The organism is Streptomyces sp. NPDC006544, assembly GCF_040611715.1.
GTDB lineage: Bacteria > Actinomycetota > Actinomycetes > Streptomycetales > Streptomycetaceae > Streptomyces.
Genome location: NZ_JBEXOV010000049.1, coordinates 1 through 24742, shown reverse-complemented (window position 1 = coordinate 24742; position 24742 = coordinate 1). Strand labels below are relative to the sequence as shown.

The following is a 24742-nucleotide window of genomic DNA, read 5'->3' as shown; positions in this document are numbered from 1 at the left end:
TCGGTACGTGAAGAACAGCCGATCTGCTGCGGGCCGGAGCCCGGGGCGGATCAGAAGTCCATGTCACCGCCCGGCATGCCGCCACCGGCGCCGGCGCCGGCCTTCTCGGGCTTGTCGGCGATGACGGCCTCGGTGGTGAGGAAGAGGGCCGCGATCGACGCCGCGTTCTGCAGCGCGGAGCGGGTGACCTTCGCCGGGTCGATGATGCCCTCGGCGATCATGTCGACGTACTCGCCGGTCGCGGCGTTCAGGCCGTGACCGATGGGCAGGTTGCGGACCTTCTCCACGACGACGCCACCCTCGAGACCACCGTTGACGGCGATCTGCTTGAGCGGGGCCTCCAGCGCGAGCTTGACGGCGTTGGCGCCGGTCGCCTCGTCGCCGGTGAGCTCGAGCTTCTCGAAGACCGAGGAAGCCTGGAGCAGGGCCACGCCGCCACCGGCGACGATGCCCTCTTCGACGGCCGCCTTCGCGTTGCGGACGGCGTCCTCGATGCGGTGCTTGCGCTCCTTGAGCTCGACCTCGGTCGCGGCGCCGGCCTTGATGACGGCCACGCCGCCGGCCAGCTTCGCGAGGCGCTCCTGGAGCTTCTCGCGGTCGTAGTCCGAGTCGGAGTTCTCGATCTCGGCGCGGATCTGGTTGACGCGACCCTGGACCTGGTCGCTGTCACCGGCACCGTCGACGATGGTGGTCTCGTCCTTGGTGATGACGACCTTGCGGGCGCGGCCGAGCAGGTCGAGACCGGCGTTCTCGAGCTTGAGGCCGACCTCCTCGGAGATGACCGTGCCGCCCGTGAGGATGGCGATGTCGCCGAGCATGGCCTTGCGGCGGTCGCCGAAGCCCGGAGCCTTGACGGCGACGGACTTGAAGGTGCCGCGGATCTTGTTGACGACCAGGGTCGACAGGGCCTCGCCCTCGACGTCCTCGGCGATGATCAGCAGCGGCTTGCCGGACTGCATGACCTTCTCGAGGAGCGGCAGCAGGTCCTTGACCGAGCCGATCTTCGAGTTGACGATCAGGATGTACGGGTCGTCGAGGGACGACTCCATGCGCTCCATGTCGGTGGCGAAGTACGCCGAGATGTAGCCCTTGTCGAAGCGCATGCCCTCGGTGAGCTCGAGCTCGAGCCCGAAGGTCTGCGACTCCTCGACCGTGATGACGCCTTCCTTGCCGACCTTGTCCATGGCCTCGGCGATGAGCTCGCCGATCTGGGTGTCGGCGGCGGAGATGGAGGCCGTCGAAGCGATCTGCTCCTTGGTCTCCACGTCCTTGGCCTGCGACAGCAGGGCGGCGGAGACGGCCTCGACGGCCTTCTCGATACCGCGCTTGAGGGCCATCGGGTTCGCACCGGCGGCCACGTTGCGCAGGCCCTCGCGGACGAGCGCCTGGGCGAGAACGGTGGCGGTGGTCGTACCGTCGCCGGCGACGTCGTCCGTCTTCTTGGCGACTTCCTTGACCAGCTCGGCGCCGATCTTCTCGTACGGGTCCTCGAGCTCGATCTCCTTGGCGATGGAGACACCATCGTTGGTGATCGTGGGGGCGCCCCACTTCTTCTCAAGGACGACGTTGCGACCCTTGGGGCCAAGGGTGACCTTGACGGCGTCGGCGAGCTGGTTCATGCCTCGCTCGAGACCGCGCCGGGCCTCCTCGTTGAACGCAATGATCTTGGCCATCTGAAGTGGTCCTCCCGGACAGCGGTGGATTGCTCCCGGACCGCGCCCGCGCCCGCGACGGACGGCCTGAGTGCCCGGCGGTTCCTTCCCGCCGGACCCTGCGGGCCTCACCGACCCGGTCCTCGAATATCAGCACTCTCACCTGGAGAGTGCTAACGCCAATGATTAGCACTCGGCACCCCCGAGTGCAAGCGGCTTCGGGCAACCCGGGATGAACACCCGGGCCTCGCAAGGGCTCGGAGCCCCCGCGCAGCACGAGGGGCCCGCATCCCGTGTCCAGGATGTGGGCCCCTCGTATACGTGCGTGTCGGTGGTCGGTCGCGCCCGGACTAGCCGACGGCGAGCTTGACCATGTCCGCCTGCGGACCCTTCTGGCCCTGCGAGATCTCGAACTCGACCCGCTGACCCTCTTCAAGGGTGCGGTACCCGTCCATCTGGATGGCGCTGTAGTGGACGAACACATCCGCACCACCGTCGACCGCGATGAAGCCGTAGCCCTTCTCCGCGTTGAACCACTTGACGGTGCCCTGAGCCATGCCTAACTCCCCTATTACTGGCCCTTGCGCAGGACCGCACTTCGCGGTCCCGGGTCAGAACTTGCGCCGGAACGCCTCGACCGGGGCTGAATGTATCCGCACCGCTGCTGTCTGCAACAGGTCATTCCGACGAGAATTCTGGACACGGCAAAAGATTGAAATAGGGTGAAAACCAGGAATATTCCAGGGCAACTCGGGCCGGACAAACCGCGCCAACACCCCATAGCGCGCACGCATGTTGACTCAATGTCAACCCTTCCGCGGCCCGCTCATATGCGGCGGGCAAGAGCAGCGGCGGGGACTTCCCCAAGCCTACCGCGCCCAATCAAGCAGAATTGCCCCCTCCGTTTATTAACGGAGGGGGCAATTCAGGGTCGTGCGTGCGGGGCGCGCGCCCGCCGGACCGATCGGAGGGCCCGAGAGGTCAGCAGCCGCCCGCGACGGCCGGGATGATCGAGACGCCGGCGCCGTCCGGCGTGGACGCCTGCAGCCCGCCCTCGAAGCGCACGTCGTCGTCGTTGACGTAGACGTTCACGAAGCGGCGCAGCTTGCCCTGGTCGTCCAGGACGCGGGCGGCGATGCCCGGGTGGCTCTTCTCCAGGGACTCGATGACCTCGGCGAGGGTCGCGCCCTCGGCGGGGACCTCGGCCTTGCCGCCGGTGTAGGTGCGCAGGATGGTGGGGATGCGGACGTTGACGCTCATGGCGCTACTGCCTTTCCGGTGTGCAGGGAGGGAGATCAGGCCAGGTTGGCGGCGCGGAACGCTTCCAGGCTCGGACGGATGGTGGCGGTCTGCCCGCTGTCGGCGGCCACCGCCTCCAGGGTCTTGAGTCCGTCGCCGGTGTTCAGGACCACCGTGGTCAGCGTCGGGTCGAGCTGGCCGTTCTCGATGAGCTTCTTGGTCACGCCGACGGTCACGCCGCCCGCGGTCTCGGCGAAGATGCCCTCGGTCTGCGCGAGGATCTTGATGGCCTCGACGACCTGCTCGTCGTTGACGTCCTCGACGAAGCCGCCGGTGCGGCGCGCGATGTCCAGGACGTACGGGCCGTCCGCCGGGTTGCCGATGGCCAGCGACTTGGCGATGGTGTTCGGCTTCTGCGGGCGCACGACCTCGTGACCGGCCTTGAAGGCCGTCGAGACGGGCGAGCAGCCCTCGGCCTGGGCGCCGAAGATCTTGTACGGCTTGTCCTCGACGAGGCCGAGCTTGATCAGCTCCTGCAGACCCTTGTCGATCTTCGTGAGCTGCGACCCGGACGCGATCGGGATGACGATCTGGTCGGGCAGCCGCCAGCCGAGCTGCTCGCAGATCTCGTAGGCCAGGGTCTTGGAGCCCTCGCCGTAGTACGGCCGCAGGTTGACGTTGACGAAGCCCCAGCCCTCGCCCAGCGGGTCGCCGATGAGCTCCGAGCAGAAGCGGTTGACGTCGTCGTAGTTGCCCTCGATGCCGACCAGTTCGCCGCCGTAGACACCGGCCATGACGACCTTGCCCTGCTCCAGGTCGTGCGGGATGAAGACGCAGGAGCGGAAACCGGCGCGGGCCGCCGCGGCGCCGACGGCGCCGGCCAGGTTGCCGGTGGAGGAGCAGGAGAGCGTGGTGAAGCCGAACGCGCGGGCGGCCTCGACGGCGATGGCCACGACGCGGTCCTTGAAGGAGTGCGTCGGGTTGCCGGAGTCGTCCTTGACGTAGAGCTCGCCGGTCACCCCCAGCTCCTTGGCCAGGTTGCGCGCGTCCACGAGCTTGGTGAAGCCCGGGTTCAGGCTCGGCTTGGAGGCCACGTCCGCCGGGACGGGCAGCAGCGGCGCGTAGCGCCAGATGTTCTGGGGGCCGGCCTCGATCGCGGCGCGCAGCGCCTCGGGATCACCGAGGGGCAGGTCGTACGCGACTTCGAGCGGGCCGAAGCACTCCGCGCAGGCGAAGATCGGGCCGAGCGCGAAGCGGGTGCCGCACTCGCGACAGGAGAGGCCGTTGGCGGGACCGAGATCGACGGTGGCGCCGGGAGCGGAGGTTTCGGCAGTCTGTGCAGCCATGATGGCGAGGCCCTTTCTCCTCATCTTCCCCATGACGAACGTCGCCATGAGACGGAATTGGCACCTTCCCTAGCCGGGGACCTCGACCGATCTGCCGCGTAGGCGATCGCGAGAACCGACTGGAGGGTTGCCGGGGCTTCAACGGGCCGTGTCCCTCTGCCCCTCTGGATGAGCGGTATGGCACCAGGCGACACGCTCTGCGGCGCGCCTGGGCGTTTGTGCGCGAGGCCCCCCGGCATGCGGTGGGCCTTCGCGTTGTTCAAGACTGTAACCGAAGGCCCGGATGGTTGAGACAGCCGTCCGAACCGCGAGATGGATCACAATTCGGCTGAAAATGCCGGTGCTCCACCGACCGAAAGAGGAGTCCCGAAGGTGCTGGAAGAGGTGGAGCGCTGGCTTGCCGCCCGCTCCTGGTCCGCCGCCGACCGACCGCTCGACCAGCTGCTTTCCGCCAAACGGGCAGCCGGCACGACGGTCAGCGTGGTGCTGCCCGCGCTCGACGAGGAGGCCACGGTCGGGGCCATCGTCGAGGTGATCCGGCGCGATCTGATGGACGGGACGGGCACGCCGCTGGTCGACGACCTGGTCGTGATCGACTCGGGCTCCACCGATCGTACGTCCGAGGTCGCGGCCGAGGCCGGAGCCCGGGTGGTGCACCGTGACGAGATCCTGCCCCGGCTGCCGGCCCTGCCCGGGAAGGGCGAGGTGCTGTGGCGCTCGCTGCTGGTCACCAGCGGGGACGTCGTCTGTTTCGTGGACGCCGACCTGCGGGACTTCTCGGCCTCCTTCGTGTCCGGGACGGTGGGCCCGCTGCTGACCGATCCGGAGGTCCACTTCGTCAAGGCGATGTACGACCGCCCGCTGGGCCCGGAGTTCGGCGGGCTCGCCGCGGCCGGGACCCACGGCCAGGGCGGCCGGGTCACCGAGCTGGTCGCCCGCCCCCTCCTCAACCTGCACTGGCCCCAGCTGGCGGGCTTCGTCCAGCCGCTGGGCGGCGAGTACGCCGTGCGCCGCGACCTGCTGGAGCGGCTGCCGTTCCCCGTCGGGTACGGCGTCGAGCTGGGCCTGCTGGTGGACGCCCTGCACACGGTCGGCCTGGACGCGCTGGGCCAGGTGGACGTGGGCGTACGGCTCCACCGCCACCAGGACGGCCAGGCGCTGGGCCGGATGGCCGCGGCCATCTACCGGACGGCGCTGCTGCGGCTCTCGCGCGGCCACCTCGTACGGCCGGAGCTCACGCAGTTCGAGCGCGGACCGGACGGCTTCGTCCCGCACACCTACGCCGTGGACACCGAGGAGCGGCCGCCGATGCGGGACATGGAGGAGTACGCGCGCCGTCGCGTGGCGTGAGCGGCGCCCCCGGGGATCCCGGCGTCCGCGCCCGCGCCCGGGGCGGCCCCTGCGGCGTGGTCTTCGTCTCGGTACGCCGGACGCGCGGGCACCGACGTTTGATCGCGCACGGGTCGGGCTAGGTTCGCCGCATGGCTTCCCAGGTTCTCGTCGCCGCGAATCGCGGCCCGCTCTCGTACGCCCTCGCCCCGGACGGCACGCTCGGCGCCCGCCGCGGCGGGGGCGGCCTCGTCTCCGGTCTCTCCACCGCCCTCGCGGAACAGCCGGGCGCACTGTGGATCTGCGCCGCGCTCTCGGACGCCGACCGGGAGGCGGTACGGCGGGGCGTGGCCGAGCCGGGCGTGCGGATGCTCGACATCGACCCGGCGGTGTACGACGACGCGTACAACGGCATCGCGAACTCGGTGCTGTGGTTCCTGCACCACCACCTGTACGACGTCCCGCGCGAGCCGGTCTTCGACGCGGAGTTCCGGCGGCGCTGGCAGTCGTACGTCACCTACAACGAGGCCTTCGCCCGGGCCCTGGCCGAGGAGGCCGCCGAGGGCGCGAAGGTCCTGATCCAGGACTACCACCTGGCGCTCGCCCCCGGACTGCTGCGCGAGCTCCGGCCGGACCTGAGGATCGGCCACTTCACCCACACCCCGTGGGCCTCGCCGGACTATCTGGGGCTACTCCCCGCCGACATCCGCGAGCAGCTGCTGCGGGGCATGCTCGGAGCGGACCTGGTGGGCTTCCACACCGACGCCTGGGCCCGGGAGTTCACCGCCTCGGCGGGGGCGGGGGCCCCGGTGGCGGTGTTCCCGCTGGGCGTGGACGGGGACGAGCTGCGCTCGCTCGCGCACCGGCCCGAGGTGAACGACAAGCTGGCGGCGCTGCGCGCGGAGGTCGGAGGCCTGAAGACGATCGTCCGGGTGGACCGGACGGAGCTGTCGAAGAACATCCTGCGCGGCCTGCTGGCGTACCGGGAGCTGCTGACCACCCACCCCGAGTGGCGCGGCCGGGTGGTCCACCTGGCCTCCGCCTATCCCTCGCGGCAGGACCTGGCGGTGTACCGCGCGTACACGCAGGACGTGAGGGAGCTCGCGGCCTCGCTCAACGCGGAGTTCGGCACGCCGGACTGGCAGCCGGTGCTCGTCTCGGTGCAGGACGACTTCGCGCGTTCGCTGGCGGCCTACCGGCTGGCGGACGTGGCGCTGGTCAATCCGGTCCGGGACGGGATGAACCTGGTGGCGAAGGAGATCCCGGTCGTCTCGGACGCGGGATGCGCGCTGGTGCTGTCGACGGGGGCGGGGGCGTACGAGGAGCTCCGCGGGGACGCGCTGACGCTGAACCCGTACGACGTCACGGAGACGGCGGAGGCGTTGCACGCGGCGCTGTCGATGCCGCAGGAGGAGCGGGCGGAGCGCACGAAGCGCCTGGCCGCGGCCGCCACGGCCCTTCCCCCGGCCCCCTGGTTCCGCGCCCAGCTGGACCGCCTGTAGCTCCGGCCCGGGCAGGGCCCCGCCGGGCCCTGCCTAGTGCCGTGTCAGGAGGGCCCGATGGCCGCGGCCAGGGCGGCGAGGAACGCCACGACCTCCGCCGGCCCCGACAAGGTCAGATCCGCCCGCGCCGACAGCTCCGGCACCTCGGCCGAGCCGCTGCACACGAGCAGCCCCGGTACGCCTCCCGCGCGCAGCTTCTCGACCGCCGAGAACGCCGCGAGGTCCCCCAGGTCGTCCCCGGCGTACACCACGCACTGCGCCCCGACCTCCGTGAGGTACTCCGTCAGGGCGACGCCCTTGTCCATCCCCGGAGGCCGCAGTTCCAGTACGGCCCGGCCCGGCTCGACCATCAGGCCGTGCCGCGCCGCCAGCCCCGCCAGGGGCTCGCGCAGCGCCTCGAAGGCGGCCTCCGGGTCCTGTGCGCGGCGGGTGTGGACGGCCAGGGCCTGGCCCTTCTCCTCGATCCACGTCCCCCGCCACGCGCCGATCGTGTCCAGGAACCCCGGCAGCTCCGCCCGGAGCGCCGCCACTCCCGGATGCTCCGCCGGAGCGCGCACGATGCCGCTCACGGCGTCCCAGCGCTCGGCTCCGTAGTGACCGAGGACCACCAGGTGCTCCAGGCCGGGGACCCCGGCGAAGCCCCCGAAGCGGACGGCGACCCCGGCCGGCCGGCCGGTGACGACGGCCACCGATCCGACCTCGGGCGCGAGCGCGGACAGCGCGGCGACGGCGCCGGGATGGGCACGGGCCCGGCCGGGGTCGGGAACGATCTCGGCGAGGGTGCCGTCGAAGTCGAGGGCGACGACGGATCGGCGCGGTGCGCGCAGGAGGGCCTCGAGTCCCTCGCGTCCGGCGGCGGTCTCGGGCATCGGCAGGTCGTGCGGATCGCTCCCCATACCGTCGACCCTAACGGCCCCGCCGGGCCACGGCTACGGCGCGTGGAACGCCGCTACCGCCTGGCCCGCTGGGCTTCACGGATGCGCCGCAGGCGGTTCACCGTGCCCGGCGCGTGCCGCAGCGCCCTCGGGTCGTCCATCAGCGCGTTGAGCAGCTGGTAGTACCGGACCGGGGGCATCCCCAGTCCTTCCCTTATGGCCCGCTCCTTGGCCCCGGGGCCGGGCCAGGTCCGGCCCTCGTAGGCGAGCACCGCCGCTTCCTCCGCGGTCAGCCCGGCCGCCGGCCGCCCGTCGTCCGTCATACGGCCAGATTAACGCCGCGCACCGACACCGACCCGGGCGCGCCGCCCGAGCGGGCGGCGCGCCCGTGCTCAGTGCGTGTCGGCCTTGCGGCCCGCGTCCGCGATGTCCCCGAGGACCTTCGCCGGCTGTCCGCCCGGCTGCACGGTCGTGCCGATGTTCTTCTTGATCTCTTCGCTCACGCCCGCCCAGGACTTCTTGCCCACCGGGTACAGCCGGGCGTTCGGCAGCGCGTGCAGGAAGGTCTTCAGCTGCGCCGACGAGGCTCCGGTGGACGCCTCGGTCTGGCGGTAGCCGCTGGTGGTGACCGGGAGGAGGTCGTACTTCTCGGTGAAGGCGGTCACGTTGTTCGGCTCGTACAGGAAGTCCAGGAAGCTCCCGGCCTCCTTGGGGTGGCCGTTCTTGAAGGCCATCACCCAGTCGGCGACGCCCATCGTCGAGTGCTCGGTGCCGTCGGCGGTCGGCATGGGGACCATGCCGTACTTCACGCCCTTGGCCGCGGCCTGCTTGATCAGCGTCGGGTGGCCGTTGAGCATGCCGACCTCGCCGCGCGTGAAGGAGTCGAAAGCGGCCTGCCGGTCGAGCTTGGCGGGCTCCACGGGGCCGGTCAGGCCCCCGCCGACGAGCTTGTCGCGCAGGAACTCGAGGGTCTTCACGTTGTCTGCGGAGTCGATCGAGTACTGCTCTTCGTTGTCGCTGTAACCGCCGCCGCCCGCGAGCATCCACTGCATCGTCTCGGCCTGCGCCTCCTCGCGGCCCAGGGGCAGCGCGAAGGGGGTGGGGACCCCGGCGGCCTTGAGCTTCTTGGCGGCCGCCTCCAGTTCCGTCCAGCTCTTGGGCTGCCAGGGACCCTTGGCGTCCTTGCCGATGACCCCGGCGTCGGTGAGCAGCTTCTCGTTGTAGAACATCAGCCGCGTGCTGGCCACGAAGGGCAGGCCGTACTGGACGCGCCTGACCTTGCCGGCCTCGGCGAGCGGCGCGAGGAAGTCGGCCTCGGTCTGCACGGAGAGCAGCTCGTCGGCGGAGTAGAGCTTGCCCTCGGAGGCGTAGTCGGCGTAGGCGCCGATCTGGGCGACGTCGGGGGCGTTTCCGTCCTTGACCATCGCGGCGACCTTGGCGTCCACCTCGGACCAGGAGTAGACGTCGACCTGGACCTTGATGTCGGGGTGGGTCTTCTCGAAGGACGCGGCGAGGGCCTTCCAGTAGCCCTTGGAGGAGTTCTCCGCATTGTCTCCGTAGTCGGCCGCCACGACCCGCAGGGTGACCTCGTTGTTCCCGGCGAGGCCCGAGACGGCTCCGCAGCCGCTCAGCGTCACGGTGGTCAGGCACAGCGCGACGCCGGATGCGGCCAGGTTCAGGTATCGGGCCTTCACAGTTCTCGTTCCACCCCAGGTTGGTCCGTTCGGTTCGCATAAAGGTCTACACCACCCCCGCCCCCCGTCAACACCCGGCCCCGAACGTGCACACGGCCCCCACGCGGCCCGCACGCGAGGTCCCGCCGACCGCCGCGAACCGGCCCGCGCACCGGCCTCGGTCCCGAATTTGTATGGCTGCTCAACAATCCCTCCCAGTGGACTAGACCTTTCCCCTCCGAGCACGCGAGACTGTCACCCGTGAAACCCGTGAAACACGTCATCGCCCTCGATGTGGGCGGCACCGGGATGAAGGCCGCCCTCGTCGCCGACGACGGCAGCCTCCTCCACGAAGCGCGCCGCGCCACCGGCCGCGAGCGTGGCCCCGAAGCCGTCGTCGAGACGATCCAGGACTTCGCCGCCGAGCTCCTCGACCTCGGCCGGGAGCGCTTCGGCCGCGCCGCCTCCGCCGCCGGCGTCGCCGTCCCCGGCATCGTCGACGCCGAGAACGGGATCGCCGTCTACGCGGCGAACCTGGGCTGGCGCGACGTACCGATGCGCCGACTGCTCAGCAGACGCCTCGGCGGCATCCCGGTGGCGCTCGGCCACGACGTCCGCACGGGCGGACTCGCCGAGGGCCGCATCGGCGCGGGCCGCGGCGCCGACCGCTTCCTGTTCGTCCCCCTCGGCACCGGGATCGCCGGCGCCATCGGCATCGCCGGCCGCATCGAGGCCGGCGCGCACGGCTACGCCGGCGAGATCGGCCACATCGTGGTCCGCCCCGGCGGCCCCGCCTGCGGCTGCGGCCAGTACGGCTGCCTGGAGACCCTCGCGTCCGCCTCCGCCGTCAGCCGCGCCTGGGCGGCCGCCTCCGGCGACCCCGAGGCCGACGCCGCCGACTGCGCCAAGGCCGTCGAATCCGGTGACGCCGCGGCGGAGGAGATCTGGCTCGCCGCCATCGGCGCGCTCGCCGACGGCCTCGTCACCGCGATCACACTGCTGGACCCGCGCACGCTGATCATCGGTGGCGGCCTGGCGGAGGCCGGGGAAACCTTGTTCACACCACTCCGGACGGCCGTGGAGGAACGCGTCACGTTCCAGCGGCTGCCCCACATCGTTCCGGCGGCCCTAGGGGACACCGCCGGATGCCTGGGCGCAGGGCTGCTCGCCTGGGATCTACTCGCCACGGAGGTACCTGCCTGATGTCCGGAAGCGCACATGTGGGCCGCAGTACCGTTCTCTCCGGTGCCAGCGTGGTGCTGCCCACCGGCACCGTGCGGGGCGGGCGCCTCATCGTCGAGGGCGAGCGCATCGCCGGCAGCGCCCACGAGAACGCCCGCGTCCTCGACCTCTCCGGGCACTGGATCGTCCCCGGCTTCGTCGACATGCACAACCACGGCGGCGGCGGCGCCTCCTTCACCTCCGGCACCGCCGAGGAAGTCCTCAAGGGCGTACGGACCCACCGCGAGCACGGCACGACCACCGTCGTCGCCTCCACCGTCACCGGGGACCTCGACGAACTGGCCCGCCGGGCCGCACTGCTCGCCGAACTGACCCAGCAGGGCGAGATCGCGGGCATCCACTTCGAGGGGCCGTTCATCAACCCCTGCCGCAAGGGCGCGCACAAGGAGGACCTCCTGCGCGACCCCGACCCGGCCGAGGTCCGCAAGCTGATCGACGCCGCGCACGGCGCCGCCCGCATGTTCACCCTCGCCACCGAGCTCCCGGGCGGCCTGGACTCCGTACGGCTGCTGGCCGAGCACGGGGTCATCGCCGCGATCGGCCACACGGACTCCACGTACGACCAGACGCGCGAGGCCATCGACGCGGGCGCGACCGTGGCCACCCACCTGTACAACGCGATGCCGGGCCTGGAACACCGCGCCCCCGGACCCATCGCCGCGCTGCTGGAGGACGAACGGGTCACCGTCGAGCTGATCAACGACGGCACCCACCTGCACCCGGCCATGCTGGAGCTGGCCTTCCACCACGCGGGCGCGCACCGCGTGGCGCTGATCACCGACGCGATGGACGCGGCCGGCTTCGGCGACGGGATCTACCACCTCGGGCCGCTCGAGGTCGAGGTCAAGCAGGGCGTCGCCCGCCTCGTCGAGGGCGGCTCCATCGCCGGCTCCACCCTCACCCTGGACACCGCCTTCAAACGGTCCGTCACCATCGACAGGCTCCCCGTCGAATCCGTGGTCCAGGCGATCTCCGCCAACCCCGCCCGGCTCATCGGCCTCTACGACCGGGTCGGCTCGCTGGAGCCCGGCAAGGACGCGGACCTCGTCGTCCTCGACGCCGCCTTCGACGTCAAGGGCGTCATGCGGCGCGGCGAATGGATCGTCGAACCGCTCGCGGCACAGGGCTGAGCAGAGCGGTCGGCCCCCGTACCGGGCCGGCCGCTCTCCGCCCCCGGCTACCGCTGGGAGGTGCCCCCTGGCATGATCCCGGCACACACCGAGACCGGGGCACGCCATGATCCTTACCGTGACGCTCAACACCGCACTCGACGTCACCTACCGCGTTCCGCGCCTGCTGGCGCACGCCTCCCACCGCGTCGGCGACGTGGGGGAGCGGCCCGGCGGCAAGGGCCTCAACGTCGCCCGCGTCCTCGCCGCCCTCGGCCACGAGGTCACCGCGACCGGCTTCGCGGGCGGCCCCACCGGGGCCGTCGTCCGCGACCTGCTCGCCGCCTCCACCGGGGTCCGCGACGAACTGGTGCCCTGCGCGGGCACCACCCGCCGCACCCTCGCCGTCGTCGACGAGGCCTCCGGGGACACCACGCAGTTCAACGAGCCCGGCCCGCTCATCACCTCCGCCGAGTGGTCCCAGTTCCTCTCCCGCTACGAGGCCCTGCTCGCGGACGGCGCCCGCGCGGTGGCCCTGTGCGGCAGCCTGCCCCCCGGCGTACCCGTCGGGGCCTACGCCACCCTCGTACGGGCGGCCCGCGCGGCCGGCGTGCCCGTCCTCCTGGACACCAGCGGAGAGGCGCTGCGCCGCGGGGTCGCCGCCCGCCCCGAGATGATCAAGCCAAACGCCGCCGAGCTCGCGGAGCTGACCGGATCCCGGGACCCGCTGCCCGCCACCCGGGACGCCCGCCGCCGCGGCGCCCGCACGGTGGTCACCTCGCTCGGCCCGGCCGGCCTGATCGCCGCCACCGAGCGGGGCACCTGGCAGGCCGCCCCGCCCCGGACGCTGGCGGGCAACCCCACGGGCGCCGGGGACTCCGCCGTCGCGGGCCTGCTCTCCGCCCTCGTCGAGGGCCTGGACTGGCCGGACCGCCTCGTCCGCGCGGTGGCCCTCTCGGCGGCCACGGTCCGCGCCCCCGCGGCGGGAGAGTTCGACCCCCGCACCTACGAGGAGCTACGGGGGTCGGTGAAGGTCACGGCGGGCTAGTGCGGGGACCGGTGATCAGGGGTTGGGAGATCCCTCTTGCAGCCAGAGCTGGTCGATGTTGACCTGGCACTTGTTGCCGGCCTCGCACGACAGCTTGATCGTGTTGGTGCCCTTGTTGAGGGTCACCGGGCCCCAGGTGGTCTGCCAGCCCTTCTCCCAGTCGCCCTTGGGCGAGTTGGCGAAGTTGCGCATGCTCAGCGGCGAGCCGTTGGGCTTGCCGTTGACCGCGAGGGTGCCGTTCGCGTCCTCGCCGGGGATGCCGAAGCGCACGTAGAGGCGGTAGGTGCCCTCCTTGGGCAGGTCCAGCGTCCACGTCACCGCGGCGCCCGGCTGGTTGAAGTTGCCGACGTACTGGCCGCTCGCGCTCTTCGCGCCCGGCACCGCGTTCGACAGCGCCGCCCCGCCGCTGATCACCATGCCCGGACCGCCCGCGTCGCCCTTGGGCAACTCGGGCTCCGGCGTCGCCGAGCCGCTGGGCTGGCCGGCCGAGGGCTGCGGCACGGACGGCTGGCTCGCGCCCGGCTTGGCCTCGTTCTTGTCGTCCTTGCCCTTGTCGTCGCCGCCGAAGGCCAGCGCGGCGCCGATGCCGATCGCCACCGCGGCGACCACCGCGACGGCCGCGATGAGCATGCCCTTGCGGCTCGACCCGCCACCGTTGCCGTGACCACCGCCGTGACCGCCGCCCGGAGGCGCGATCGGCTGGGTGTACGACGCCGAGGGCTGCTGCTGCGGGGGGACGCCGTAGCCGCCCGCCTGGAGCGCCTCGGGGGCCTGGTACTGCGCCTGGTAGGCCGGAGGCTGCTGCTGCGGGACCTGGCCTCGCTGGCCGCCGTAGGGCCGGTCACCGACCGTGCGGACCTGGTTGTACGAGGTCCGGGGCACGCCCGGCTGATTGCCGACCGCCCCGGGGTAGCCGTACCCGCCGCCCTGGCCGGGCGGGGTGGCTCCCGCGGCCTGGCCGTCCTCGTAGAGGTAACCGAACGGATCCTCGTCCTCGGGCTTGTTCGCCCCACCGTTCGAGCTGTTGTTCGCGGGCGTCGTCATCGCAGGTCACTCCTTTCGACCGCGGCGAGCCTACCCCGAACAGGTGCACCCACGGGTGTCCGGCAGCCTCACCCGGCCCGGCGGTGGGCCTTCGACCGGGATCGCTTCTCGATGTACATCCGCTGGTCGGCTGAGCGCAGGACCTCGTCCGCGGACATGCCGCAGCTCGCCCATCCGATGCCGAAACTGGCCCCCACCCGGACCGCGCGGCCGTCCACCCGGATCGGCGGGATGATCGCGTTGCGCAGCCGGACGGCGAGGTCGGCGGCGTCGGCGGCGCCCAGTCCGTCCGCGAGGACGACGAACTCGTCACCACCCAGCCGGGCGACGGTGTCCCCGTCCCTGACGCCCGTCGTCAGGCGCCGGGCGACCTCGATCAGGACCGCGTCCCCGGTGTGGTGCCCGAACCGGTCGTTGATCGACTTGAAGCCGTCGAGGTCGCAGAACAGCACCGCGAGCCCCTTCGTCCCGTCGTCGATGTCGGTCGCGGGCGCGACCGTGTGCACGTGGTGGTCGTACGGGCCCACCGCGGCGGAGCCGGGGCCGCCGGACCCGGGGCCCGCTCCCCCCGGTGCTCCGGGGTACTCGAAGGGGTCGGGGAAGCCGTCGGGCCTGAAGCCGTGCTCGCCGGTTCCCCCGTCCACCGGGGGCCGCGTCTCGAAGGCCGCGTCCAGCGCCTCGACGGCGGTGGCCCGCACGGACTGCGGCAGCCGGCAGAGCCGGGCGCCGAGCCGGGAGCGCAGCTCGGCGCTGTTGGGCAGGCCGGTCAGCGAGTCGTGGCTGGCCCGGTGGGCGAGCTGGAGCTCGTGCCGCTTGCGCTCCTCGATGTCCTCGACGTGGGTGAGGAGGAAACGGGGACCGTCGGCGGCGTCGGCGACGACGGAGTTGCGCAGGGAGACCCATACGTACGTGCCGTCGCGCCGGCCGAGCCGCAGCTCGGCGCGGCCGCCCTCGGCGGAGGTGCGCAGCAGGGTGCCGATGTCCTCGGGGTGGACGAGGTCGGAGAAGGAGTACCGGCGCAGCACGGAGGCGGGCCGCCCCAGGAGCCGGCACAGCGCGTCGTTGGTGCGCAGCAGGCGGCCGTGCTGGTCGCCGCCCATCTCGGCGATGGCCATGCCGCTGGGTGCGTACTCGAAGGCCTGGCGGAACGACTCCTCGCTGGCGCGCAGCGCCTGCTGTTCGCGCTCGAGCCGCACCAGGGCGCGCTGCATGTTCGCGCGGAGCCGGGCGTTGCTGATCGCGATCGCGGCTTGGAAGGCGTACATCTGGAGGGCTTCGCGGCCCCAGGCGCCGGGCCGGCGCCCGTTGCGCGGCCGGTCCACGGAGATCACGCCGAGGAGCTCGCCGCCGGACGCGTACATGGGCGCGTAGAGCCGGTCCTCGGGGTGCCACTCGTCCTCGAAGCGCGGGTCGGGGCCCTCGGTGTGCCACTGGGGGACGTCGTCCTCCATGAGGACCCAGCCCTCGGTGTGCGGGATGAAGCGGAGCCCGTCCCAGTTCTCGCCCATCGTCAGGCGGCGTTCCCAGGAGGGCCGCGAGCCGACGCGGCCGGTGATCAGGGCCTCGGCGGCAGCGTCGCCGGCGAAGGCGGCGACGACGAGATCTCCGTCCGGGCGCACGAGATTGACACAGGCGAGTTCGTAGCCGAGTCCCACGACGATGCCGTCCACGACGGTCTGCAGGGTGTCAGCCAGGCTCCTGGCCGTATTGAGCTCGGCCACCACCTGGTGCAGCTGCCGCAGGGTCGCAAGACGGACGTACGGCTCCGACTCGGTCTCCATTGCTCGCTCTCCCCGAGACCTCGACAGCAACTCCAGGTTTGTCATCGGCGTTTCGTTGCGGTGTCCCGTCCACTGAATCACAGTGAGCTGTGCGGCAGGTACACAGGGTCAACAAATCTTGCCCTCTGTGACTCAAGTCACATGAGAGGAAAAAAGGTGCACCGCGCGACCCCTTCCGCACCCGCTCCGCACCCGTGCCGACTGGGAGCGCTCCCCTCTGTGTCCGGTCCGTTCCCGGGAGCAAAAGATACGCGGGGGACTAGGCCGAGGGGCGGGGGCGCGGCTCGGACCTGAGCCCGATGTGCGGCGCAGGAGGGCGACAGTAGCGTCGTCCCCGTGTTGAAAACGACCCCCGCGACCACCCTTCCCCCGCTCACGCCCCATCCTGAGGGAGTGAGCAACGACGAGTTCCGGGCCGCGATGTCCCGACTGGCGGCGGGCGTCTGCCTGATCACCGCGACCGAACCCCCGCTGCGGGCCGGCGGCCGCCCCGGCGAGGACGTCGGCATGACGGCGACCGCCTTCCTGTCCGTGTCCATGGACCCGCCCCTGGTCCTGGTCAGTCTGCGCGAGGGCTCACGGATGGACGACCTGCTGGCGGAACAGCCGCTGTGGTCGGTGTCCGTCCTCGCCGGCCACCAGCTCCAGGTCGCCGGCCGGTTCTCGATGAAGGGCCGCATCAGCGACCGCCTGCTCTTCGCGGACCTGGCGTACACGCGGGGCGAGTTCTCCGGAGCCCCGGTCCTGACCGACGCCCTCGCCACCCTGGAATGCCGTACCGAGAACCGCGTCGAGGCCGGGGACCACACCCTCGTCATCGGCCGCGTCCTGGGCGCCGCCCAGCCCTCGCCGGACGCCCCGCCCCTGACGTACTTCCGCGGCCGCTACCGCCACCTGGCGCCGTAGCCGCCGGAGACCGGGCCCGGGGTCACCAGTCCCGCGCGGTGCGTCCCCGCTTCGTCTCGCCGCGGGCCTTCTTCTCGCGCAGCCGCCGCTCGTTGATCCCCCGCGGGATCTTCGTCGCCCGCCGCGCCTTCGGCGGCGGCGCCGTCGCCTCCGCCAGCAGCGAGGTCAGCCGGACCAGCGCCATCTCCCGGTTGCGCAGCTGCGAGCGGTGCTCGGAGGCCCGCACCGTCACCACCCCGTCGACCAGACGCGACGCGAGGCGCTCCAGCGCCCGCTCCTTCCACACGTCCGGCAGCGACTTCGTCGCCGCCAGGTCGAAGAGGAGCTCCACGCGGGAGTCGGAGGTGTTCACGTGCTGCCCGCCCGGCCCGGAGGACCGCGAGAAGCGCCAGGCGAGCTCGCCCTCGGGGAGCACGACGGAACCGCGGATGACATGGGGACCAGGCATGCCCCCTATGATCCCGCCCCGCCACGGCCCCGTCACCCGCATTTCGGAGGGACGATCCACGGCCGGCGGAACCTACCGGCCCCCTCCCCGCGTTAGGGAGGTCAGCGGTAACTTGGCTTGGGCATCTCACGGTCCAAGTGAGACTAGGAAGGGACACCAGTCACCATGGCAGTAAGCCTCTCCAAGGGCGGAAACGTCTCGCTCAGCAAGGAGGCCCCGGGCCTCACGGCCGTCACGGTCGGCCTCGGCTGGGACGTCCGCACGACGACGGGTGTCGACTTCGACCTCGACGCGTCCGCCATCGCGGTCAACCCCATGGGCAAGGTCGTCTCCGACGGCCACTTCGTCTTCTTCAACAACAAGTCCACCCCGGACCAGACCATCGTCCACACCGGTGACAACCGCACCGGCGAGGGCTCGGGCGACGACGAGTCGATCAACGTCAACCTGGCCGGCCTCTCGGCCGACGTGGACAAGATCGTCTTCCCCGTCTCGATCTACGACGCCGGCACCCGCAGCCAGAACTTCGGCCAGGTCCGCAACGCGTACATCCGCGTGATCAACCAGGCCGGCGGCGCCGAGATCGCCCGCTACGACCTCTCCGAGGACGCCGCGACCGAGACCGCGATGGTCTTCGGCGAGCTCTACCGCAACGGCGCCGAGTGGAAGTTCCGCGCCGTCGGCCAGGGCTACGCCTCGGGCCTGACCGGCATCGCCCAGGACTTCGGCGTCAACGTCTAGTCCGGCGCCGACGTCCCGACGGGCCGACTCTCAACCGGCCCGGGCACCGGCCCGGGCACCGGCCCGGGGGCGTCACCGCGGCCAAGCCCCCTCCCCCTCACGGCCGTCCGGGGAGGGGGCTTCGCTACCGTTCCCCACGTGATCCTCATGCCGCTCGCCCCCGTCGAGGACGGCGCCCTGCCGGGCCCGGTCCTCACCGAGATCGCCACGCTCTACGCGACCAACCACGCGTTCTTCGAGCTCACCGGCGATTTCCCCGACCCCGGCCGCATCACGGTCGAACAGGTCGCGGCCGCCCTCGCCGACGAGCTCGCCCACGAGGGCGCCGAGATCCTCCTCGCCCGCTCCGCCGGCCGCCTCGTAGGCCTGGCCGCCACCCTCGCGCACCACCCGGACCCGACCGCCGAAGACCCGGACCCGTGGATCGGCCTGCTGCTCGTCGACGCCACCGCGCACCGCCAGGGGCACGGGCGCGCCGTGGCCACCCAGGTCGAGGACCGCTTCCGCGCCGCCGGCCGCTCGGGCGTACGGATCGCCGTACTCGACAACAACCCCAAGGGTCTGGCGTTCTGGCGGTCCCAGGGGTACACGGCCCTGCGCCGGGGCGCCGACCGCGAGGCCGGCCGCCCCTGCACGGTCCTGCGCAAGGCGCTGTAGGCGGCCGGCTGCGGGGTGTCGTCGCGACGGGGCGTCGGCGCGTCAGGGCGTCAGGGCCGGTGACCGGACGCCCTGTGGGGCCTTGGGCCGCGCCTTGCCGTACAGCCACACGTCCCAGACCTTCTTCAGGTCGTGGCCCGTCTTCTCCTGCGCGTAGGCGGTGAATTCGGCCGTGCTCGCGTTCCCGTGCCGGTGGTCGGCGGCCCAGCCCCGCACCAGGGCGAAGAACTTCTCGTCGCCGACCTCCTGCCGGATCCGCTGCAGGACCATCGCGCCGCGCGCGTACACCGGGGCCTCGGAGATGTCCTCGGGTCCCGGCGGGGCGGCCGGCGGGAACGCGTCCCAGTCGGAACCGGCCTCCGCGTCGACGGCGGTGTCCCCGGCCAGGTAGGCGTCGAAGTGCTGCTGCGCACTGGGCCCGCCGTGGTCCTCGGACCACAGCCACTCGGCGTACGTCGCGAAGCCCTCGTTGAGCCACATGTCCTTCCAGGACTTCGGCGACACCGAGTCCCCGAACCACTGGTGGGCCAGCTCGTGCACGACCAGCAGCGTGCCCTCCACGCCGGTGGGGGCCCCCGAGACCACGGGCCTGGTCTGCGTCTCCAGCGCGTAGCCGAGCGTCCCCTCGGGCAGCACGATCAGGCCGGTCGAGGAGAAGGGGTACGGGCCGAACCTGCCGCTGCCCCACTCCACCATCTCCGGCAGCCGCCCGAGCACGGGCGCACTCGCGGCCGCCTCCCCGGGCGCGACCGCGTCGTAGACGGGGATCCCGGAGGGGGTGCGGCCGGTGGTCACCTTCAGCTTCCCGACGGCGACGGTCGCCAGGTAGCTCGCCATCGGCTCGGGGCTGTGCCAGGCGAACACGGTCCGCCCGCCGCTTCCCGCTCCTTCGCCCTGGCCCTGCTCCTGGCCCTGCTCCTGGCTGTCGCCGTGGCCCTGGCCCTGGCCTTCGGCCGGAGCGTCGCTCCGCGAACGCAGCTCCCCGTTCGACACGGCCTCGTAGCCCTGGGGGACGGTGACGGTGATGTCGTACGTGGCCTTGTCACTCGGGTGGTGATTGCCCGGGAACCAGGCCATCGACCCGACCGGCTCCCCGACGCCGACCGCGCCCTTCGCGCCCGCGAGCGGGATCCAGCCCTCCTGGGAGCCGTCCGGATCGGTCACGGGCTTGGGCTTGCCGCCGTAGTCGATCTCCGTGCGGAAGACCTCGCCGCGGCGCACGTCCTCGGCGGGCCGGATGGTCAGCTCGTTGCCGGTCCGGTTGAAGCGCGCATCGGCGCCCTGCACGGTGACGCTCTCGACCTCGAGGCCGCTGAGGTCGAGGTTGAAGGAGCTGAGCGTGTGTTCGGCGCGAGCGGTGATGACGGCGGTGCCGTGCAACTGACCCTTGACGGGGTCGAAGTCCAGATCGAGGCCGTAGTGGTCGACCTGGTAGCCGCCGTTCCCGGCCTTCGGGAAGAAGGGGTCGCGCACCCCCGACGCACCCGGCCGCCCCTGCACGGAACCGCCCGTACACCCCGTGGTGAGGGCGAACAGGACGGCGACGGCGAGGGCGGCGAGCCGCCGCAGAACACGATGATCCACGCGCCGAGCCTACGTGCCGCGCCCCTCACCGGCGGTGGACGGCCTCGCGACGGCCTCGCGACGGCCTGGCGAACTCCTCGCGACGGGGCACGGCTGCGCGGCGAAGTCCTGGCGCCGACTCGCGACGGCTTCGCGCGGCCCGTGCGCCGGCGCCTCGTCCCTCCCCCCGCTACTTGTCGAGGGAGTCGACGCCGGCCTTGGCGTACTTCTCGTCCAGGTCACCGCTCGGGGCACCGGCCACGCCGATGCCCGCCACCGGCGCGCCCTTGGCCTGCACGGGGGTGCCGCCGCCGAGGAAGAGGGTGCCGGGGATGTCCTTCAGGTTCGGGGTCTGCGCGAGGCGGCCCGCGAGGACGGAGGTCGGAGCGTTCCAGGACACGGCCGTGTAGGCCTTGCGCTGCGCCGACTCGTAGGACTGCGGGCCCGCGCCGTCGCCGCGCAGGGTGACGATGGTGTTGCCGTTGCGGTCGACGACCGCGACGGTCACCTTCTGGTTCTCCTTCGCGGCGGCGTCCAGCGCTGCCTGGGCGGCGCGGGTGGCGGCGTCCACGGTGAGGTGGGTGGAGGTGGTGAAGTTCCGGTCGCTGTCCCGCTTCGCGGAGGCCGCCGCCGGGGCGGACGCGGGAGCCGACGCGGCGTTGGCGGTGACGGCGCCGAAGGTTCCGGCTCCGAGGGCTACGGCGAGGGCGGTACCGGTGAGGACGCGCGTGCGGGTGTTCATGTCTGCTGCTCCTGTGACGTCGACGCGGCGGGCTCTCCTGCCGTGTGTTCCCACCCTCTCCCCGCCACCCCCGCCCACCCGTCCCCGTACCGGCTCCTCACGCCCACCCCGCCGGTTGACCCCGGGGTCGACCGATCGGCTGATGCGGCATGGTTCCGGCGGCGGCTTACCTGGTTCCGGCACCACCGCCACTGCCGGCACCGTCGGCACCACCGCCGCCGTCCCGGCGCCGGGGGCTCGGCGTAGCCCGGAGGTCCGGGTCCCGACCCCAGCTGCCGGGGCACGGCCGACGTGGTCCGGGCGGAGCCCCCGGGCACTTGGGCACGGGCCACGGATCCGGGGTCCGGGGTCCGGGGTCCGGGCGAAGCCGGCAGGCCTCGGGCGCCACCCACGAACCGGGGTCCACGCGCCCACAGGCACGCGGGCACGGGCCGACGGAGCCAGGGGGCAGGCGAAGCCTGGTGGACCGGAGTCCAGGCGAAGCCCAGAGGGCCGAAGCCCAGACGAAACCCCGGCGGCCGGAGCCCAGGCGAAGCCTGTGGACCGGGAGCCGAGCGCAGCCCAGGGGCCGGGGTCCGGGCGAAACCCACGGGCCCGGAGCCCGGACGAGCCCACGGTGTCCGGGTCCGGGCGGAGCCCGGGGAACGGTGGAAGGGTGGGGAGGGGACCGGCCCGCGCAGCGGCACCCACCACCACCCCAGCCCAGCCGGGACCCGCACCGCAACACCCACCACCGAGCACCGAGCACCGACGCACCACGCCGACCAGGAGCCCAAGTGACCAGCGTGACCCCCACCCCACCTCCTCAGGGCACCCGCGCCCTGGCCACGGTCATGCACACCGCGTTCTTCCTCCTCCTCGGCGCCTCGGTGGCCCGCTTCCTCCTCCGTCACCCCGGAGAACCCCGTACCCCGTGGATCATCGCCCTCAGCCTCACTCTGGCCGTGCTGTACGTCCTCGGCCCCGCCGTGGGCGCCACCTCCAGCCCCACCGGGCCCCGACCCACCAGCCCAGGCGGCCCCGCCAGGACAGACGGCCCCACCAGCCTAGGCGGCCCCGTCACGAAGGGCGGCCCCACCAACCCCTACGACCCCGTCAGGACAGGCGGCCCCGCCCGCCCCCGCCGCCTCCTCTGGCTCGGCCTCGTCGTCGCCGTCTGGGTCGTCCTCGTCGTCCTCGCGCCGAGCTTCGCCTGGTGCGCCGTCCCGCTCTTCTACACCGCCCTGCGCACCCTCCCGCCCCGCGCCGCCGTCGTGCTCGTGGCCCTGCTGACGGTGTTCGTCGTCGCCGCGCAGCTGAAGCTCTCGCAGACCGCCGGCGGCGGCGAACCCTTCGACCCGAACCTCCTCCTCGCCCCGCCCGCCGTCGCCGCGCTCGCGACCGCCGTCTTCATCCACATGGAGCGGCAGGCCACCGCGCAGCGCACGCTGATCGACGACCTCATCCGCACCCGCCGTGAACTCGCCGCCACCGAACGCCGCGAAGGCACCCTCGGCGAACGGCAGCGGCTGTCCATGGAGATCCACGACACCCTGGCCCAGCACCTGTCCAGTCAGCAGATGCTGCTGCAGGCCGCCGAACGCACCTGGGACACGGACCCGGCCACCGCCCGCGCGCACGTCCGTACCGCCACCGACATCACCGCGCGCGGCCTCGCCGAGGCCCGCCGACTGGTCCACGACCTCGCCCCGCCCGAACTCGCCGGCGGAGCAGGCCTCCCGGACGCCCTGCGCGCGCTGGGCGCGGGCCCGGACATCGAGGTCCGCTTCCACCTCGAGGGCACGCCGGTCGCGCTGCCCGACCGCGCCGAGTCGGCGCTGCTGCGCATCGCGCAGGGCGCGCTGGCGAACGTACGGGAGCACGCGGGGGCCCGTACCGCCGCCCTCACGCTCAGCTTCCTCGGCGACCAGGTGGTCCTGGACATCGCGGACGACGGCCACGGCTTCGTCCAGACCGCACGACCGGACGGCGGAACGGCGACCGGGACCGGGACCGGGACCCGATCAGGAACCGGAACCGGAACCGGAACCGGATCCGGAACCGGCAACCAGACCGAAGACGGGATCGGGGGCGAAGAAGGGGGCAGGGGCGGAACCGGGACCGGGACCGGGAGCGGAAGCGGGGTCGGCAACCGGGGCCACGGCCTCCCCGCGATGCGCGCCCGCGTCCGCCAGCTCGGTGGCACCCTGACCATCGAATCCACCCCGGGCGAGGGCACCGTCCTCTCGGCCTCGATCCCCCTGGAGCCCACACCATGACGACGATCCTCCTGTGCGACGACCACGTGGTCGTCCGCGCCGGCCTGCTCGCGCTCCTCGGCAGCGAGCCGGACATCGAGGTGCTGGGCGAGGCGGGCAGCGGCGAGGAGGCGGTCGCGCTCGCGGCCAAACTCCGCCCCGACGTGGTCCTGATGGACCTCCAGCTGGGCGAGGGCATCGACGGGGTCGAGGCCACGCGCCGCATCACGGCCGCCCCGCGCCCCCCGCACGTCCTGGTCCTGACCACGTACGACACGGACGCCGACATCACCCGGGCCATCGGTGCGGGCGCCACCGGCTACCTCCTCAAGGCCGAACGCCCGGAGGAACTCTTCGCGGCGATCCACTCGGCGGCCCAGGGACGCACCACGCTGTCCGCGCCGGTGGCGAGCCGCGTGATGGCGCACATGCGCGGCGCGCGGCCCACCCTGACGGACCGTGAGCTCGACATCCTCGGCCAGCTCGCCCGCGGCCTCGGCAACCGCGACATCGCCCGCGCGCTGTTCATCAGCGAGGCCACGGTCAAGACCCACCTGGGCCGCATCTACGACAAGCTCGGTGTCGACACGCGCGCGGGCGCGGTCGCGGTGGCCAAGGAACAACGCCTCCTGCCCTGAGCAAGGCGCGGGGAGACGCGGCGCGGGCAGACGCGCAGCGGGCAGACGCGCAGCGGGCAGCGGAGGGGGAGACGAGCCGACGGCGGCCGGGCACATCGTCCATCCGTACGAGATCGCACTCGTACGCCGCGCCGATCCGCCGCCGACGCCCGGACGGGAGGCTCGTGAGTGCCCCGGACCGCCCGCACGGCCCAGGGCGCCACCCGCCGTGTCGAGAGGAACCCGCCATGCCGTCCACCGAGTTCACCCCCGAACGTCGCCGCATGCTCACGATGCTGGGCGCCGGTGCGGCCGCCGCCGGGTTCGGCGCGATCGCCTCCGCGACGCCCGCCAACGCCGCCACCGCCACCGCCACCGCCACCGCCACCGCCACCGCCACCGATGACGTCACCGCCACCACCGCCTCCTACGGGCCCACCGGCTCCGCCGAGGACGAGCTGGCGATCCACCGCCTGCTGGAGACCTACCTCTTCGCCGTCGACACCAAGGACAAGACGGTCTTCCGGACCCTCTTCACCGACGACGCCACCCTCACGGTGATGGCCCACCCCGACGGCACCGCCGGCATCGTCAAGTCCGGCATCGAGGCGGTCGTCGCCAACCTCGACGGCGCCGCGGCCTGGGGCTACTCCACCCACGTCACCGCCAACGCCTACGTCCGCGTCACCGGCAGGACGACGGCGACCGGCGACAGCCACGCCACCGCGCAGCTCGTGTACCCGGCCACCGCGACCGCGCCGGAGACCGTCGTCGTACGCGGCATCCGCTACCGCGACGAGTACGTGAAGTCCGCGGGCGTCTGGAAGATCCGCAAGCGCGTCTTCTCCCCGCTCTGGCAGTACAACGGCACCGCCGTGCAGATCGCCTACCCGAACTAGCTTGATCTTTAACCCGTGCGGCGTGGGCGAGGGGTCGTGGACTTCTTCGTTTTCGGTTTTGCGGTGTCGGTTTTGCGGACTGTGTGGACATC

23 protein-coding genes and 1 riboswitch are annotated in these 24742 nt (G+C 72.4%); of the genes, 11 read left to right on the top strand and 12 right to left on the bottom strand.

Going from position 1 to position 24742, the window contains the following annotated elements; translation table 11 throughout:
* Positions 1-50 precede the first annotated feature (50 nt).
* The 4 genes from groL to thrC form a co-directional block, all read right to left on the bottom strand.
* On the bottom strand, positions 51-1673 hold the full coding sequence (gene groL / locus ABZY44_RS22310) for a chaperonin GroEL (protein ID WP_356656435.1): 1623 nt from the start codon (positions 1671-1673) through the stop codon (positions 51-53).
* 329 nt (positions 1674-2002) lie between these two features.
* A complete protein-coding gene (locus ABZY44_RS22305) occupies positions 2003-2209 on the bottom strand; it encodes a cold-shock protein (protein WP_003967346.1) in 207 nt (68 codons plus the stop codon).
* A 424-nt stretch (positions 2210-2633) separates the two neighbouring features.
* The gene (locus tag ABZY44_RS22300; protein ID WP_356656433.1) at positions 2634-2912 is read right to left on the bottom strand and encodes a MoaD/ThiS family protein; all 279 of its coding nucleotides are present in this window, start codon (positions 2910-2912) and stop codon (positions 2634-2636) included.
* A 35-nt stretch (positions 2913-2947) separates the two neighbouring features.
* Positions 2948-4237: a threonine synthase gene (gene thrC, locus ABZY44_RS22295; RefSeq protein ID WP_356656431.1), complete on the bottom strand. Its 1290-nt coding sequence runs from the start codon at positions 4235-4237 to the stop codon at positions 2948-2950.
* A 17-nt stretch (positions 4238-4254) separates the two neighbouring features.
* Positions 4255-4412, bottom strand: a riboswitch (SAM riboswitch).
* Between the two features lie 197 nt (positions 4413-4609).
* Here thrC and ABZY44_RS22290 point away from each other — a divergent pair.
* Together ABZY44_RS22290 and ABZY44_RS22285 are read left to right on the top strand one after the other, a co-directional pair.
* Positions 4610-5587 (top strand): glucosyl-3-phosphoglycerate synthase, encoded by a 978-nt coding sequence (locus tag ABZY44_RS22290; RefSeq protein ID WP_356656429.1) that lies wholly within the window; start codon positions 4610-4612, stop codon positions 5585-5587.
* 131 nt (positions 5588-5718) lie between these two features.
* Positions 5719-7068, top strand: a complete 1350-nt coding sequence (locus tag ABZY44_RS22285) for a trehalose-6-phosphate synthase (RefSeq protein WP_356656427.1) — start codon at positions 5719-5721, stop codon at positions 7066-7068.
* 44 nt (positions 7069-7112) lie between these two features.
* Here ABZY44_RS22285 and otsB read toward each other — a convergent pair whose 3' ends face one another.
* From otsB to ABZY44_RS22270, 3 genes are all read right to left on the bottom strand, one after another.
* Positions 7113-7964, bottom strand: coding sequence for a trehalose-phosphatase (otsB, locus tag ABZY44_RS22280; RefSeq protein WP_356656425.1), 852 nt, complete (start codon positions 7962-7964; stop codon positions 7113-7115).
* A 53-nt stretch (positions 7965-8017) separates the two neighbouring features.
* Positions 8018-8266: a DUF3263 domain-containing protein gene (locus ABZY44_RS22275; protein WP_356656423.1), complete on the bottom strand. Its 249-nt coding sequence runs from the start codon at positions 8264-8266 to the stop codon at positions 8018-8020.
* Positions 8267-8335: 69 nt separating this feature from the next.
* A complete protein-coding gene (locus ABZY44_RS22270) occupies positions 8336-9637 on the bottom strand; it encodes an extracellular solute-binding protein (protein ID WP_356656421.1) in 1302 nt (433 codons plus the stop codon).
* A 249-nt stretch (positions 9638-9886) separates the two neighbouring features.
* On the opposite strand from ABZY44_RS22270, the gene ABZY44_RS22265 reads away from it, so the two are divergent.
* From ABZY44_RS22265 to ABZY44_RS22255, 3 genes are all read left to right on the top strand, one after another.
* Entirely contained in the window at positions 9887-10819 is a 933-nt protein-coding gene (locus tag ABZY44_RS22265; protein ID WP_356656501.1) for an ROK family protein, read from the top strand.
* A complete protein-coding gene (gene nagA / locus ABZY44_RS22260) occupies positions 10819-11988 on the top strand; it encodes an N-acetylglucosamine-6-phosphate deacetylase (RefSeq protein ID WP_356656419.1) in 1170 nt (389 codons plus the stop codon). The genes ABZY44_RS22265 and nagA overlap by 1 nt, the downstream gene beginning before the upstream one ends.
* A gap of 106 nt (positions 11989-12094) precedes the next feature.
* Positions 12095-13015, top strand: coding sequence for a 1-phosphofructokinase family hexose kinase (locus ABZY44_RS22255; protein WP_356656417.1), 921 nt, complete (start codon positions 12095-12097; stop codon positions 13013-13015).
* A gap of 15 nt (positions 13016-13030) precedes the next feature.
* On the opposite strand, the gene ABZY44_RS22250 is transcribed toward ABZY44_RS22255, so the two are convergent.
* A complete protein-coding gene (locus ABZY44_RS22250) occupies positions 13031-14059 on the bottom strand; it encodes a CBM35 domain-containing protein (RefSeq protein WP_356656415.1) in 1029 nt (342 codons plus the stop codon).
* A 68-nt stretch (positions 14060-14127) separates the two neighbouring features.
* Positions 14128-15840 carry a diguanylate cyclase CdgB gene (gene cdgB / locus ABZY44_RS22245; RefSeq protein WP_356656413.1) on the bottom strand — a complete coding sequence of 571 codons (1713 nt, stop codon included), beginning with the start codon at positions 15838-15840 and terminating at the stop codon, positions 14128-14130.
* A gap of 420 nt (positions 15841-16260) precedes the next feature.
* Between cdgB and ABZY44_RS22240 the strand changes: the two genes are divergently transcribed.
* Complete coding sequence (locus ABZY44_RS22240) at positions 16261-16746, top strand: flavin reductase family protein (RefSeq protein WP_356656499.1); 486 nt, start codon at positions 16261-16263, stop codon at positions 16744-16746.
* A gap of 22 nt (positions 16747-16768) precedes the next feature.
* Here ABZY44_RS22240 and arfB read toward each other — a convergent pair whose 3' ends face one another.
* Entirely contained in the window at positions 16769-17194 is a 426-nt protein-coding gene (arfB, locus tag ABZY44_RS22235) for an alternative ribosome rescue aminoacyl-tRNA hydrolase ArfB (RefSeq protein WP_215023025.1), read from the bottom strand.
* A 165-nt stretch (positions 17195-17359) separates the two neighbouring features.
* On the opposite strand from arfB, the gene ABZY44_RS22230 reads away from it, so the two are divergent.
* Both ABZY44_RS22230 and ABZY44_RS22225 read left to right on the top strand, forming a co-directional pair.
* Positions 17360-17935 carry a TerD family protein gene (locus ABZY44_RS22230; RefSeq protein ID WP_356656411.1) on the top strand — a complete coding sequence of 192 codons (576 nt, stop codon included), beginning with the start codon at positions 17360-17362 and terminating at the stop codon, positions 17933-17935.
* 147 nt (positions 17936-18082) lie between these two features.
* A complete protein-coding gene (locus ABZY44_RS22225; protein ID WP_356656497.1) occupies positions 18083-18592 on the top strand; it encodes a GNAT family N-acetyltransferase in 510 nt (169 codons plus the stop codon).
* A gap of 42 nt (positions 18593-18634) precedes the next feature.
* On the opposite strand, the gene ABZY44_RS22220 is transcribed toward ABZY44_RS22225, so the two are convergent.
* Entirely contained in the window at positions 18635-20176 is a 1542-nt protein-coding gene (locus tag ABZY44_RS22220) for a M1 family metallopeptidase (RefSeq protein WP_356656409.1), read from the bottom strand.
* A gap of 169 nt (positions 20177-20345) precedes the next feature.
* Positions 20346-20897 carry a heme-binding protein gene (locus ABZY44_RS22215; protein ID WP_356656407.1) on the bottom strand — a complete coding sequence of 184 codons (552 nt, stop codon included), beginning with the start codon at positions 20895-20897 and terminating at the stop codon, positions 20346-20348.
* 833 nt (positions 20898-21730) lie between these two features.
* Here ABZY44_RS22215 and ABZY44_RS22210 point away from each other — a divergent pair.
* From ABZY44_RS22210 to ABZY44_RS22200, 3 genes are all read left to right on the top strand, one after another.
* Complete coding sequence (locus ABZY44_RS22210) at positions 21731-23155, top strand: sensor histidine kinase (protein WP_356656495.1); 1425 nt, start codon at positions 21731-21733, stop codon at positions 23153-23155.
* A complete protein-coding gene (locus ABZY44_RS22205; protein WP_356656405.1) occupies positions 23152-23772 on the top strand; it encodes a response regulator transcription factor in 621 nt (206 codons plus the stop codon). Before ABZY44_RS22210 ends, ABZY44_RS22205 begins: the two co-directional genes overlap by 4 nt.
* Positions 23773-23999: 227 nt before the next feature.
* Positions 24000-24650, top strand: coding sequence for a nuclear transport factor 2 family protein (locus ABZY44_RS22200; RefSeq protein ID WP_356656403.1), 651 nt, complete (start codon positions 24000-24002; stop codon positions 24648-24650).
* Positions 24651-24742: the final 92 nt, after the last annotated feature.